Origin of the sequence: Thalassotalea euphylliae, assembly GCF_042682785.1 — a bacterium.
GTDB classification, from domain to species: Bacteria; Pseudomonadota; Gammaproteobacteria; order Enterobacterales; family Alteromonadaceae; genus Thalassotalea_F; species Thalassotalea_F euphylliae.
Genome location: NZ_JBHUIB010000012.1, coordinates 968,233 through 981,875, shown reverse-complemented (window position 1 = coordinate 981,875; position 13,643 = coordinate 968,233). Strand labels below are relative to the sequence as shown.

18 protein-coding genes are annotated in these 13,643 nt (G+C 43.8%); 12 read left to right on the top strand and 6 right to left on the bottom strand.

Annotated elements, in window-relative coordinates:
* Positions 1 to 2: 2 nt before the first annotated feature.
* A complete protein-coding gene (locus tag ACFSJY_RS18950) occupies positions 3 to 782 on the bottom strand; it encodes an alpha/beta fold hydrolase (protein ID WP_386038194.1) in 780 nt (259 codons plus the stop codon).
* A 196-nt stretch (positions 783 to 978) separates the two neighbouring features.
* On the opposite strand from ACFSJY_RS18950, the gene ACFSJY_RS18945 reads away from it, so the two are divergent.
* The 7 genes from ACFSJY_RS18945 (at position 979) to ACFSJY_RS18915 (ending at position 7,975) form a co-directional block, all read left to right on the top strand.
* On the top strand, positions 979 to 1,767 hold the full coding sequence (locus ACFSJY_RS18945; protein WP_386038191.1) for an SDR family oxidoreductase: 789 nt from the start codon (positions 979 to 981) through the stop codon (positions 1,765 to 1,767).
* An 8-nt stretch (positions 1,768 to 1,775) separates the two neighbouring features.
* On the top strand, positions 1,776 to 3,224 hold the full coding sequence (locus ACFSJY_RS18940; RefSeq protein ID WP_386038188.1) for an aldehyde dehydrogenase: 1,449 nt from the start codon (positions 1,776 to 1,778) through the stop codon (positions 3,222 to 3,224).
* A gap of 271 nt (positions 3,225 to 3,495) precedes the next feature.
* Positions 3,496 to 3,939: a RidA family protein gene (locus tag ACFSJY_RS18935; RefSeq protein WP_386038185.1), complete on the top strand. Its 444-nt coding sequence runs from the start codon at positions 3,496 to 3,498 to the stop codon at positions 3,937 to 3,939.
* A 9-nt stretch (positions 3,940 to 3,948) separates the two neighbouring features.
* A complete protein-coding gene (locus ACFSJY_RS18930; RefSeq protein WP_386038182.1) occupies positions 3,949 to 4,485 on the top strand; it encodes a 3-hydroxyanthranilate 3,4-dioxygenase in 537 nt (178 codons plus the stop codon).
* 7 nt (positions 4,486 to 4,492) lie between these two features.
* Positions 4,493 to 5,329, top strand: coding sequence for a cyclase family protein (locus tag ACFSJY_RS18925; RefSeq protein WP_386038179.1), 837 nt, complete (start codon positions 4,493 to 4,495; stop codon positions 5,327 to 5,329).
* A 25-nt stretch (positions 5,330 to 5,354) separates the two neighbouring features.
* The gene (gene kynU / locus ACFSJY_RS18920) at positions 5,355 to 6,626 is read left to right on the top strand and encodes a kynureninase (RefSeq protein ID WP_386038176.1); all 1,272 of its coding nucleotides are present in this window, start codon (positions 5,355 to 5,357) and stop codon (positions 6,624 to 6,626) included.
* Positions 6,623 to 7,975 carry an FAD-dependent oxidoreductase gene (locus ACFSJY_RS18915; protein ID WP_386038173.1) on the top strand — a complete coding sequence of 451 codons (1,353 nt, stop codon included), beginning with the start codon at positions 6,623 to 6,625 and terminating at the stop codon, positions 7,973 to 7,975. Before kynU ends, ACFSJY_RS18915 begins: the two co-directional genes overlap by 4 nt.
* Positions 7,976 to 7,992: 17 nt before the next feature.
* Here ACFSJY_RS18915 and ACFSJY_RS18910 read toward each other — a convergent pair whose 3' ends face one another.
* Positions 7,993 to 8,358, bottom strand: a complete 366-nt coding sequence (locus ACFSJY_RS18910) for an MGMT family protein (RefSeq protein ID WP_386038170.1) — start codon at positions 8,356 to 8,358, stop codon at positions 7,993 to 7,995.
* Positions 8,359 to 8,365: 7 nt separating this feature from the next.
* A complete protein-coding gene (locus ACFSJY_RS18905) occupies positions 8,366 to 9,040 on the bottom strand; it encodes an SDR family oxidoreductase (protein ID WP_386038167.1) in 675 nt (224 codons plus the stop codon).
* A 57-nt stretch (positions 9,041 to 9,097) separates the two neighbouring features.
* Here ACFSJY_RS18905 and ACFSJY_RS18900 point away from each other — a divergent pair, with 57 nt between their 5' ends.
* Genes ACFSJY_RS18900 through ACFSJY_RS18880 form a run of 5 tightly spaced genes read left to right on the top strand, consistent with a single transcriptional unit; the run spans position 9,098 to position 11,674 of the window.
* Positions 9,098 to 9,649 (top strand): GNAT family N-acetyltransferase, encoded by a 552-nt coding sequence (locus tag ACFSJY_RS18900; RefSeq protein WP_386038164.1) that lies wholly within the window; start codon positions 9,098 to 9,100, stop codon positions 9,647 to 9,649.
* Between the two features lie 46 nt (positions 9,650 to 9,695).
* Positions 9,696 to 10,109, top strand: a complete 414-nt coding sequence (locus ACFSJY_RS18895) for a DUF4019 domain-containing protein (protein ID WP_386038161.1) — start codon at positions 9,696 to 9,698, stop codon at positions 10,107 to 10,109.
* Positions 10,110 to 10,118: 9 nt separating this feature from the next.
* Positions 10,119 to 10,439, top strand: coding sequence for an antibiotic biosynthesis monooxygenase family protein (locus ACFSJY_RS18890; RefSeq protein ID WP_386038158.1), 321 nt, complete (start codon positions 10,119 to 10,121; stop codon positions 10,437 to 10,439).
* Positions 10,414 to 10,857 carry a DUF3291 domain-containing protein gene (locus ACFSJY_RS18885; protein ID WP_386038155.1) on the top strand — a complete coding sequence of 148 codons (444 nt, stop codon included), beginning with the start codon at positions 10,414 to 10,416 and terminating at the stop codon, positions 10,855 to 10,857. Before ACFSJY_RS18890 ends, ACFSJY_RS18885 begins: the two co-directional genes overlap by 26 nt.
* 31 nt (positions 10,858 to 10,888) lie before the next feature.
* Positions 10,889 to 11,674 (top strand): spermidine synthase, encoded by a 786-nt coding sequence (locus ACFSJY_RS18880; RefSeq protein WP_386038152.1) that lies wholly within the window; start codon positions 10,889 to 10,891, stop codon positions 11,672 to 11,674.
* Positions 11,675 to 11,757: 83 nt separating this feature from the next.
* Here ACFSJY_RS18880 and ACFSJY_RS18875 read toward each other — a convergent pair whose 3' ends face one another.
* The 3 genes from ACFSJY_RS18875 to ACFSJY_RS18865 form a co-directional block, all read right to left on the bottom strand.
* Positions 11,758 to 12,600: a histone deacetylase family protein gene (locus ACFSJY_RS18875; RefSeq protein WP_386038149.1), complete on the bottom strand. Its 843-nt coding sequence runs from the start codon at positions 12,598 to 12,600 to the stop codon at positions 11,758 to 11,760.
* Positions 12,601 to 12,691: 91 nt separating this feature from the next.
* Positions 12,692 to 13,456 carry a 3-deoxy-manno-octulosonate cytidylyltransferase gene (kdsB, locus tag ACFSJY_RS18870; protein ID WP_386038146.1) on the bottom strand — a complete coding sequence of 255 codons (765 nt, stop codon included), beginning with the start codon at positions 13,454 to 13,456 and terminating at the stop codon, positions 12,692 to 12,694.
* Position 13,457: 1 nt separating this feature from the next.
* Positions 13,458 to 13,637, bottom strand: coding sequence for a Trm112 family protein (locus ACFSJY_RS18865; RefSeq protein ID WP_386038143.1), 180 nt, complete (start codon positions 13,635 to 13,637; stop codon positions 13,458 to 13,460).
* Positions 13,638 to 13,643: the final 6 nt, after the last annotated feature.

Sequence of the window (13,643 nt, the reverse complement as noted above, 5' to 3'; positions counted from 1 at the left end):
TATTACTTTCTGTTGGCCACCAAAAAGTCAGCAATAACAGGCAGCACTTTATCAGCGTGACTAATGGGTGCCATATGTCCCGCAGCCACTTGATACTCGGTAGCATTAGGCAAAGCTTCAACTAGGTTTTTCGCTAAATACTGGCTTAGATGAGGACTATATTGACCGCTCATCATTAAACTTGGTGCACTTAATTTGCTGACATCTATCAAGCTGTAAGATTCCGACATTAGCCCTATAAAATCAAGGGTTACTTTGGGCATATCAGCGGCCATTAACGCCTGCATTTTTTCCGGTAATGCTGTAAAGAAGCCGTCTGCATTCCAAAAATTGGTAAAGATTTCAGCCGCTTTATAATAGTCGTCTGTGTCAACGTACTGCGCAAATTCATTAGCTTCTGCTTGTTCTTTACTACCATCTGGTAATAGGTGAAATGCGACTGGTTCGTAGAGCGTCATTGATAAGACACGATTCGGCGCTTCAACCGCTAACTTTAAGGCGATAGCACCACCACAAGAGTGGCCCACTAAATGGTATTCGCCTTGTTCACCAACTACCTCATTGATAGCTTCGTTTATCCGCTTAGCTTCGATATCGAAATTATATCCTTCACGTTCAGTGATTTTTTCTGCACTGCCGTAACCCAAAATATCAACATTGATGCAGGTAAATGACGAAGACAACTGTTGTACTAGTGGAAACCACTGTTTAGAAGAACTTAAAGAGCCATGAATAAAAACAATTGCTGGCCCTTGGCCAGAGACAAAGATACCTTTTTGCACGTCTATACCTCTTGTTAACAACCATCAATCTGACACAGTGTCAGATCGTGTAGTCCGCTCATTATCGACTCTCGCGTATAAATGTCAAAATTAATTTACTCTCTTGAAGAGGCCTTGCTTCACAAATCGCTGACAAAAATTTTGTTTCTGTGATAAACCTAAAAGATAACGAACAGAATAATAAAAAAGGTCATACATGAATCTCAATTTAAGCGGTAAAAGCGCACTCGTTTGTGGAAGCAGCCAAGGCATAGGAAAAGCATGCGCTATAGAACTCGCGCAACTAGGCGCTAACGTCACCTTGTTTTCCCGTAATCTGGCAACACTTGAAGCTGTAAGAGCAGAGCTTGATACATCAGCAGGACAAACGCACCGCGTTTTAGTGGCAGACTTTCAGCGGCCAGAACAAGTAAAACAAGCCATTACGCAAGACGTAGCTGACCATGGCGGATTTGACATTCTAATCAACAATACGGGTGGTCCAGCACCTGGACCAGCTAATACTGCGGATACTGAGCAGTTTTTAAATGCCTTTAATTTACATTTGGTCAGTAACCATCATTTAGTGCAAGCATTGTTGCCCGTGATGAAAGAACGCCAATCGGGGCGCATCATTAATGTTATTTCAACATCTGTTAAACAACCTATTCCTGGTTTGGGTGTGTCGAATACGATAAGAGGCGCTGTAGCGAGTTGGGCTAAAACACTGGCAAACGAACTTGGGCCTTTTGGCATTACCGTAAATAACGTCTTACCTGGTGCAACGGCAACTGCCCGATTGGACGCGATTATTGAAGGTAAAGCGAAAAAGCAAGCAATCTCTGTGGAGCAAGCAACGGAAAATGAAAAAGCACAAATTCCTTTGCGACGCTTTGCTGAGCCGTCTGAATTTGCTGCTGCGGTTGCGTTTTTAGCGTCGCCTTCTGCGGCGTATATTACAGGTATTAACCTGCCAGTAGATGGCGGAAGAACGAGCTGTTTATAAGGTAAATTATGGAGACCTTAGCAAACTTTATTAACGGTGAATTTATTGCGCCACAAGAAAATAGCTATTTAGACAATATCGAACCTGCAACGGGCGCTGTATATGGCCAAGTGCCAAATAGCGGCGAAGCTGATCTAGATTTAGCCATTTCTGCGGCAGAAAGCGCACTCCCCTTATGGCGAAATATGCCTGCCGAGCAACGCGCAGATATTTTATATAAACTCGCGCTGTTAATTGAAGAAAACCTTGAGCCGTTGGCACAAGCCGAATCACAAGATAACGGTAAGCCATTATCACTAGCGCGCATGGTAGATATCCCTAGAGCTGCTAGCAACTTCAAATTTTTTGCCCAAGCCTCTAGCCAATTTGCGAGTCAATCTCATGCAATGCCAGGCGATGCGATTAATTACACGCTTAGGCAGCCTATTGGCATCGTAGGTTGTATCTCACCCTGGAATTTGCCGTTATATCTGTTTACTTGGAAAATTGCCCCCGCCTTGGCTGCAGGTAACTGTGTGATTGCAAAGCCGTCTGAAGTCACACCGAAGACAGCGGCAATGCTGGGCGAATTGTGTATTCAAGCGGGTTTACCTAAAGGAGTGCTAGCCATTTTGCACGGCGAAGGAGGCAATATAGGCAGCCTTATTTGCAACCACCCAAAAGTTAAAGCCATTTCTTTTACTGGTGGCTCCGTTACAGGTGCGGCAATAGCTACACAGCTTGCTCCAACCTTCAAAAAACTGTCGTTAGAACTGGGCGGTAAGAACCCTGCCCTCGTTTTCGCAGATTGCGACTTTGATAAAACCGTCGATGAATTGGTGCGTGCAAGTTTTGCTAACCAAGGGCAAATTTGTTTATGTGCTTCTCGCATATATATTGAGCGAAGCATTTATGAGAAGTTCAAAGCCGCTTTTATCGCTAAGGTGTCAATGGTATCTCCATCAGACCCTCTAGACGAGACTTCACGCATGGGCGCTATTGTATCGCAAGCCCAATACAACAAAGTGCTCAGTTATATAGAACTTGCCAAAGAAGAAGGTGCAACCGTACTTACGGGTGGTCACTCGGTCGACGTTGAAGGTCGCTGCCAGCAAGGTTACTTTATTGCACCCACTGTCGTTGAAGGTTTGCCTATCGAGGCTCGCTGTAACCAAGAAGAAATCTTTGGCCCGCTAGTGACGCTCGAAGCTTTTGACGATGACGAACAGGCTTTAGCACTTGCCAATGGTACAAACTACGGGCTGGCTTCTACCCTTTGGACAGAAAACATCAATCGCGCTCACCGCATTGCAGAACAAATAAATACAGGGATTGTGTGGGTGAATTGTTGGCTGCACCGTGATCTAAGAACACCGTTTGGTGGTATGAAAGCATCAGGACTCGGACGTGAAGGTGGCGAAGAGGCGATGCGCTTCTTTACCGAACCGAAAAATGTCTGTATAAAATATAACGATTAAGCAAAATACATCTATAAAAAATGAGCTTAACTTGCTACAAATTTAAATCATCAGGCGCCATATTTGCCAGCCAAGAAGGCTGCAAATGGACCCTAATTTAGCCACTTCCTATCCTTTGCGCGGATGCATACGTAGTCTGCGTAAGTTTTTGTGCAAACTGTTTGTGCTTCTAAGCGCAACATCACCTATTTTTCGACAATAATTATGATAATACGCATGACGTGCATCTGTACGACTGCAAACCGTGATAAAAATCACTCAGGAGCGTTTCGTGGGCGAACAAACATCAAATACACCAAAGGCGGTTAACACTGACAATGCGCCAAAACCAGTAGGGTTATATCCGCATGCAAGAAAAGTTGGCAACTTATTGTTTTTATCGGGCGTAGGTCCAAGACAAGCGGGAGTCACCAAAATCCCGGGTGTTGAATTAGACGAGCAAGGCAACATTAAGAGCTATGATATTGAAGCGCAGTGCCATAGCGTATTTACCAATGTAAAAAACATTTTAGAAGCGTCTGGTGCTAGCTGGATGGACCTTGTCGACGTTACTGTATTTCTAACCAATATGGATGACGACTTTGCGACTTACAATAAAATCTACGCACAATACTTCGCCGATAATCAGCCCTGTAGAACCACGGTTGAAATCAATAAGCTGCCAACGCCTATCGCTATAGAACTCAAATGCATTGCTGCATTTCCAAATGAGTAAGGAGTACTTATGTCATTTGCACTGCCGTTTAATTTACAACAATGGATAGAAGCTCACCGGGATGCACTAAAGCCCCCAGTGTGCAATAAGCAAGTATTCGAGCAAGATGACTTTATTGTCATGATCGTTGGCGGCCCTAACAATCGCACCGACTATCACTACAACGAAACACCAGAATTGTTTTATCAATTGGAAGGTGAAATGGTCTTGAAAATCATAGACCAAAGCGGTGAGCAGGATGAGTTTAAAGATATACCTATCAATGCTGGAGAAATATTCCTGCTTCCACCAAAAGTTTTGCACTCGCCGCAGCGAATGGCAGGCAGCATCGGTATGGTAGTAGAACAGAAACGCGCCGATGGGCAGCTCGATGCCTTGGAATGGTTCTGCGCGAATTGCAATACACCGCTATATCGAGAAAGCTTTGCATTAGCGAATATAGAGCAAGACCTACCGAAAGTGTTTAACAATTTTTATCAAAACCCAACCAATTGCACGTGTAGTGAATGTGGCACTATTGCAAGCAAAACAACGGCAAGTAAATAGGCATAACATGGAAGTACACATTCAACTTGGGACAATGCGTTTTTCAGTAAATACCGAATTTGGTCATAACTGTGCAATTAGCCAAAACTTCAATGAAAATCAACCTAATCATTTTGGCGCACAACATGCCTTAAAGGAGAGTATGGTTGCAGGCAGCTTTATTGGTGATACCGAAAAAGGTGGTTCATGTAATGTCAGTACAATAACACTTAACCCCCATTGCAATGGCACTCATACGGAGTCAATAAGGCATATTTGTGATGCGAGTGCGCCCTTGTCTGTCGCGATTGGAGATATCGCCCTGCCACCGATGTTACCGTGTGTGCTGATTAGTGTTGCGCCCGAATCTGCACGAGATTGCGGTGACGACTACACGCCTGCATTTGATGAAGGTGACAGTGTCATCACACGCCAAACACTCGAGCAAGCACTTTCTCAATACAACAACGATCAACTTACCGCAGTTGCCATCCGGACATTACCTAACAACGCAGAAAAACAGAACGCTGTTTATGATGAAGAAAATCAGCCTACGTTTTTTACACGTGATGCTATTTTATACCTTAATGAACGTGGCACAGAGCATCTCATTGTAGATATCCCATCTATTGATAGATTGCATGACGATGGTCTGCTCACCTGTCATCACCTATTTTGGCAAGTGTTTGAAAACACGCATCACCCAGCACAGCATAGCCTAGTCAATAAAACCATTACCGAAATGGCGTATTTTGACAACATGCTGGTAGATGGCTTTTATATGTTGAGCCTGCAATTTCCGGCCTTTGACCTAGACGCAGCACCATCAAAACCCGTGTTGTTTCCAACCAATCGTATCGATTAAATAAAAAGAATTAAGAAGAGTCATCATGAATAACACCCTAGCCTACGCCCAAGCGCTCGATACACAAGACCCGCTTAAACACATGCGAGATCACTTTGCCATTCCTAAACAGCCAAACGGCGACGATGAATATTATTTTACCGGCAACTCCCTTGGCTTGCAGCCAATACTCGCAAAAGAAGCTGTCATGGAAATGCTTGATGCATGGCAAACACACGGAGTAAAAGGCCACTTCGAAGGCGAATACCCGTGGATGCCCTATCATGAATTTGTCACAGAGTTTGCAGCACAAATCGTTGGTGCCCAGCCAAACGAAGTTGTCATGATGAACTCACTTACCGCCAATCTGCACTTGATGATGGTCAGTTTTTACCAGCCTCAAGGAAAACGCACAAAAATCGTGATTGAGGATCACGCGTTTCCATCTGACCACTATGCGGTTGAATCACAGCTCAAGCACCACGGCTTAAACCCAGAAGAACATTTAATACTTTGGAAGCCAAAAGCTGGCAACGAACTGTTAGATCACGACGACTTATACCAATTGCTTGAAGCGCATGCCGATGAAATTGCCCTCGTCTTATTGCCCGGCATTCAGTATTACACTGGACAAGTTTTAGATATGCCACGTATTACCGAAAAAGCACATAGTTTAGGTATGACGGTAGGATTTGATTTAGCTCATGCAGCGGGCAATATTGAACTGGCACTTCATGATTGGCAAGTCGACTTTGCTTGTTGGTGTAGCTACAAATATTTGAACAGCGGCGCGGGCTCAGTAGCGGGATGTTTTGTGCACGAGAAACATGCAACTAATACCGAGCTTAACCGATTCGCTGGTTGGTGGGGACATGACAAATCGACCCGCTTTAAAATGGGCAATGAATTTCAGCCAATCGCAACAGCAGAAGGTTGGCAGTTATCAAACCCACCAGTGCTCAGCTTAGCGGCGGTTCGTGGCGCATATGAAACGGTAATGCTAGCTGGCGGTATGACTAAGCTGCGCGAAAAATCACTGGCGTTAACCAGCTATTTGCGCGACCTACTCAAACATGAGTTAGGTGACGATATTCGCATTATTACACCAGAAGCAGAAACGGCGCATGGCAGTCAACTCTCCATCATGATCAACAAACCCGGTCTTGATGGAAAAAGCATGTTCAGTGCCATTGAAGCCAAAGGCGTGACCACAGACTGGCGAGAACCAAACGTAATTCGGGTGGCACCTGTACCACTGTATAACCAATTTCAGGATTGCTTTCACTTTGTACGCATATTAAAGGAATGTTTGGCATGAATAAGATTACCCTCATAGGCGGTGGATTAGTCGGCTCATTGCTGTCCGTTATTTTGGCGAGAAAAGGCTATGACGTTGACGTTTTTGAGTCGCGACCAGATATGCGCAAAGCAGACATATCTGCAGGCCGTTCAATTAACTTAGCTCTCGCCAATCGCGGTATTAAGCCTCTCGCAGATCTCGGCTTGATGGATGAACTTACCCCTATGCTGATTCCAATGAAGGGTCGAATGGTACACCCTGAAGCAGAAGGTGAGTCAGCAAATTTTCAAGCATACGGTAACAGTGCCAGCGACGTGATTTATTCCGTATCACGAGCACACCTTAATTGCTTTTTAATGGATAAAGCCGAAGCAACAGGCAAGGTGACGTTCCACTATGAACATAAAGTATCAAATATTGATTTTGATACTAATACATTCACGGCTGATTTCTGTGGTCAGCGAAAGAGAGTGCACTTCGAGCAAATTATTGGCACCGATGGCGCTAACTCGCCGGTACGAGATGCAATACATGCACAACCAAGCACACAACACAGCATAGAAGCCCTAGATCACAGCTACAAAGAGCTCACCATAGCGCCAGATGAAAACGGCGCTCATAAGCTTGATAAGCATGCTTTGCATATTTGGCCCCGTGGCGACTTTATGCTGATTGCCCTGCCCAATACGGATGGCAGCTTCACGCTTACTTTGTTTATGCCGAATAAGGGCTATACCAGTTTCGATAGTGTCGAAACACCAGACGAAATCACCCACTTTTTTGACAGTCACTTTGCTAGCATTAAATCTGATATCGATAATTTACTTGAGGATTTTCAATCAAATCCAACTGGCAAATTGGCCACTATCAAATGCGCACCTTGGCACTTCGAAGATAAGGCACTTATCATTGGCGATGCCGCACACGCAATTGTGCCTTTTCACGGCCAAGGCATGAATTGTGGCTTTGAAGATTGCCACACTATTGCGAGTTTATTTCCGGTTGTTGATAGCGCTGACGATATTGATTGGCAACAACTCTTTCAACGCGTTGAAGACGAACGTAAAGCCAATGCCGACGCCATTGCAGATATGGCATTAGAAAACTATGTTGAAATGCGAGACAGCGTTCGCCAGCATGAATTTTTATTGCAGAAACAGTTCGCCTTTAAAATTCAACAATGGTTCCCAGAGCGCTTTACACCGAGATACGCGATGGTGATGTTCGAGCATAGACCTTATGCAGAAGCCTACGCTCTGGGTAAAAAACACAAATTGCTGCTTACCGAATTGTCAGATCGCTACAGTTGCCCAAGCCAACTTAATGGCGATATCGTCAAAACATTGCTTGATAAATACGAGCTGTGAGCGTCAAGCTACACGAGTTAATATTCAAGCAGAAAAACAAGCTCCGCTAAATCTGGCTGCCACTGAAAGTCAGCCAGTTTTATTCGACTGCCAATAACCACTACCTGCTCTTCTTGCAGTAAACCTTTTTGCCGCTCGAAATGCTCAGAGCCAGGAGGAAAAGAAATCTTACCGGCGGAATTTATAACGCGAAACCACGGCACTTGCTGTCCATCAATGCCGCCATCAGGTACCAACCCTAAACACTTCCCTACCAGTCTGGCTCGGCCAGGTAAGCCAGCTAAATCTGCTACTTGCCCATAGCTAGCGACTTTTCCAGCAGGAATTTTTTGCACCGTACGCCAAATTTTGAGGTGCTTTTCGTCTATTTTAGGCGTTACCATGTATGACTTACCAAGGCAGCACTTCACCATTAGAGTGTTTAAAAACGCCGGTTTCACTCATATCTAACGCATTAATTAGCCCAACAATACGACCCGCCGCTTCCTCAGCAGGTATATCACCACGACCACCGACCATGTCTGTTTGCACGTAACCAGGGTGATATATGCCTACCGCTATTTCTCGGTGCGCTAAATCTTTGCTAAGCGATACAGATGCGATGTTTAATGCAGCTTTTGACATACGGTAGCCAAATCGTCCGCCTGACCCATTATCGGCAATAGACCCCATGCGTGAGGTAATCATGGCAATTTTGCCACCATCGTTGAGTTGCATCTGAAGCGCATGAACCACTTTTAGTGGGCCTAATGTATTAACTTCGAATTGCTCACGCATAGTGTCTAAGTTAAACGATAATAGGTTTTCATCACGTAAAATGCCGGCGTTACAGACAAGCACATCAACAGCGACTCCAGCCAATGCTCGCAGCATCATCTTAATGCCAATGTCGGTTGCAACATCAATATTTTCTATGACTTCGACGCCTGAAGAGGTTAGTGCATCCAAATCGTTCGAGCTTTGACGACAAAGCGCGTATACCTTATCACCTTGTGCACTAAATAGTTGCGCCATAGCTAATCCAATCCCGCGATTAGCGCCGGTGATGACGACATTATTTGTCATTGTATATATCCCTTATTTTTTCTACAGTTAAACGCCAGACAGTATAGAGTGTTTTGAATGGAATTAGCTACGCTTACCCCAGAGAATTTGACTTTTAGCACTGCGCGATTTTTCGTCCGGCCAATGACGACAAAGGACTTTACGTATTTTCACGCAATGCAAACATCAGAACAGCTAATGACGTACGTTGGCGAATTACTAAATGATGATGACATACGCACCAAATTTGATGCTCGATGTGGTTGTTTTTCTGAGTACCAGCAATGGTTTACCTTACTTGTCTTCGAATTAGACACGCAGGCTTTTGTCGGTAGCATAGGTTTTCATTTGGCCGATTTACATAGTTATCGCGTAGAAGTTGGCTTTGTTGTTATGCCCAACGCACAAGGGAAAGGCGTAACAACAGAAGTTGCTCAGCCATTGTTGGATTTTATTTTTCTAAAATTAAACGCTAAGAAGGTTATTGCTCTTTGCTCAACCGATAATATTTCTAGTCAACGGGTGCTTGATAAATTAGGCATGAGACAAGAAGGGTTGTTACGAGCAGACTTTCGCATTGGTAACAGTTGGCAAGATAGCTATACTTACGGTCTCGTCAATCCCTATTAACCTTAAACATTTACGCGAAAATGAGCCCGCTAGAAAAGGACATCAGATGAAACCGCTAGTCGCTATATTTTTTATTGTTGCCTCAACATTTGCATATGCCACCAGCGAACCGGCTACAGATAAAGCAGCGGCTAAACAAGCAGCATTAAGCTGGTTAGCGCTTGTTGATCAAGGTGAGTATGAAGCAAGCTGGCAACACACAGGTGATGTGTTTAAACAACAAATAACACCACAGAACTGGGTTAAAGCCCTTAACGCAACACGCGCCCCACTAGGGCATTTAACCTCAAGAGAATTAGTTGTATCGAAAGCGACAAAAGAGTTGCCGGGAGTACCCGATGGTAATTACATCGTTCTGCAATTTCAGTCTTCTTTTGGAAATAAGAATAGAGCCATTGAAACGTTAACGTTGCAAAAGAATGCCCAGCACTGGCAACCCGTAGGTTACTTTATTAAATAAGGAATATGGATGTTCGTTGTTATTTTTAGAGCCAAAGTAGTGGAATTTACACCAGAATACAGTGAACTTGCAGCCACCCTAAGACAGCTGGCTTTCGATAAGTACAACTGTATTGATTTTTCTGCGGTAACTGAAGGAAAAGACGAAATTGCCGTTTCATATTGGCACACTCTTGAAGACATAAAGGCATGGAAGACGGATACCACACACAAGTACGCACAGAGTAAAGGCCAAAAGCATTGGTACAGTGACTACCAAGTAGATATTTGCGAAATTAACAGAACCTATCAGCAAGGAGAGCATTTTGGAGAAAGTATTAGCGCAACTTAATATCGCGACCGCGCTTGCCCCCCTAGAAAGTGAGCAACTAAAAGAGTTTGTCGACAACCTTGATAGAATAAATGGCATTGCCGAACAATCTCCGGGCTTTATTTGGCGACTAAAAGATGACTCAGGCAACGCCACCAATATTAGCTATTTCGATAACCCCAATACCATAATCAATATGTCATTATGGGAATCTATCGGCGCATTGAAACACTTTATGTTTATGACTGACCATTTAGCCATTATGAAACAAAAGGCAAAGTGGTTCGAAAAGCCAAATAAAGCGACATACGTTTTGTGGTGGGTTGATAAAGGACATATACCAACCATTGACGAAGCCCTGACGCGTTTAGCCTTATTACAAGAGAGTGGCGATACACCGCAAGCTTTTAGCTTTAAAAAGCCTTACCCCGCCAATTAGCTTTGTTAGAGAAACTATTACTAAAAGCAATATGAAAAAACTATTGAGTGCAAAGCACTTAAACGCATTGACAGGCCGAACAATTGACAGTGAAACACTTGATAACACTCTGTATTCGGTGGTAGAAAATAGTGATTATCGCTGGCTTGCATCTGATATTAACGGTGTGCAATCACTAATGCAGCTTGATGCGCCCACTCAAATTCTCTCTCCGGTCGTCAGTGCACTTTTACTTCCTTTGTCCAAGCGGACTGCAAAAAACACGGTGGGTAAATCAAACGCTATATTAGAGGTGCTCAACTTAGGGCTTGGCGGTAGCGCTATCGAACGTTACTTTCTTCAGGACAAAAACACCACCGTTATCTCGGTTGAACTTTCTAAGCAGGTGATAAAACTCAACCGACAGTACTTTCATATCAACGATGACGCAGAACCTAACTTAACAATCATCAACCAGTGTGCGAATCAGTTTTTGTCTGGCAATCAGCAAAGATTTGACTTGATCACATGCGATATATTTACTGGCGAAGCACAGCCAGACTTCCTGTTTGATATTTCTTTCTATAAAAACCTTAGTCGAGCATTAAAAGATTCAGGTTACATCGCACTGAACTTAACAATCGCCAATCAAGAGCAACTAGTTACTTTGCTCAACACCACCCAACCATTCTTTAATCATCGAGCCATTGTCGACTTTTACCATTTTAAGAATATTGTATTTTATCTTAGCCACACGGCGTTCAATAAAGAGAAAATGGCTATGACAATGAATGACGAAATGGGTAACGAGGTAAAGCAGTTTTTGGTGATTGATTAACGTAAACGCTAGGCAAAAAAACTGTCTCTTTCTTTACTTTGGCAATTGTATTATTTCGAGTAGACAGGCAAGTGGAACTATTATTAGCGTTTGCGATATATCGCGTTAGCTGCCTTTACGACAATAGCGTGTCGCTCAGCAAGACGAGCATGGTCTTTGTCATAACCACCACCAATAACTGTGGCAACGGGAATACCACGACGAACACACGTGCCGATGACATTGGTATCGCGATCGAATATACCTCGCCAGCTAATATCTAACCGACCCAATACATCATCTTGCCAAACATCTACACCAGCATCGTACAGCACTAAATCAGGCTTTTCTTCATCTAACAGTCTTTCAAGTGTTTCTTGCACAACGTGTAAATAAGGTTGGTCAGCTAGCCCAACATCTAATCCAATATCTAAATCGCTATTAAATTTACGAAAGGGAAAGTTTTTTTCGCAATGAATAGAGCAGGTAAAGGCATTAGGTTCATCAGCAAGAATTGACGCAGTACCGTCACCTTGGTGAACATCTAGATCAAAAATTAAAATTTTATTTACGCGTCCTTCCGCCAACAAACTTTTAGCGGTGTAAGCAAGGTCGTTAACCATACAAAAACCAGAACCAAAATCTCTGTGGGCATGATGAGTACCGCCTGCCAAATGACAAGCGATACCTTTTTGCAACGCTATTCTTGCTGCCAGCAGCGTGCCGTTTGGCGCTGTAAAAGTACGGGTGATTAAACCTTCACTCCAAGGCAGCCCTACACGTCGCCACTCCTTTGCATCAACACTATTGTTATGCATCTCTGATAGATAACGTGTGCAGTGGGTAATGCTTAAATCTTCTATAGCTGCACGCTTAGGACGCACAATGTTAGCTTTTGCTATGCCCTCTCTCCGCAAATGCTCATATAGACGCACGAATTTAGACATAACAAATCTGTGGTCGGTTGGGAACGGACACGAATAATTGTCATGATAAACAAGAGGAAGCACTACAAGGTATCTTTAGACTAATATGTGACTATAGAGTCGCAGCAAATACGCGCGCCTTTTCTAGGTCTTCAGGTGTATCAACACCCTCAACTGGCGTACGACTTTGAGCTACCGCAACATGAATTTTTTCACCTTGCCACAACACGCGAAGTTGCTCCAGTGATTCAATTTTTTCTAAATCACTCGCCGGCCAAGAAACATATTCTTGAATAAAGCCTGCGCGATACGCGTAAATGCCAATGTGTCGCAGGTAAAAATCACCAATATCACTGGCTTCACCCGCCGCTAAAAAGCGATCACGATCATAAGGTATCGTTGCGCGCGAAAAATATAACGCTAAACCATTTTTGTCAGTCAGCACTTTAACAGCGTTAGGGTTAAACGCTTCTTCCGCGTCATGAATATGAACAGCTAACGTCGCCATTCTCGCCTGGTTTTGCTGCGCTAGGTTGTCAGCAACTTGCGCAATATTTTCCGCAGGAATAAAAGGTTCATCACCTTGTACATTGACAATAATTTGATCGGCAGTGAAATCGTATTTACTCACGACCTCAGCAAGACGTTCTGTACCCGATTGATGATCGGCTCGAGTACGACAAACTTCAGCACCAAAGCCTTCAACCGTTGCCGCGACGTCATCATTGTCTGTAGCAACAATAACGCGCTGTGCGCCGCTCGCTTGTGCTTTTTCAACAACCCACTGAATCATAGGCTTGCCATTGATGTCGGCAAGCACTTTACCCGGCAATCGTGATGATTGGTAACGCGCTGGAATAACGACGATAAACGACATACTAACTCTCTTGCTCTATGCGACGCGCTTCATTTTCAAGCAATACAGGAATGTCGTTTTCAATAGGGTAAGCAAGTCGGTCAAACTTACAGATTAACGCATTGTTTTCTCTGTCTAGCTCTAACTTTCCTTTGCACACGGGGCACGCAAGAATGTCCATTAATTTGATATCGAAAGCCATAGGTTA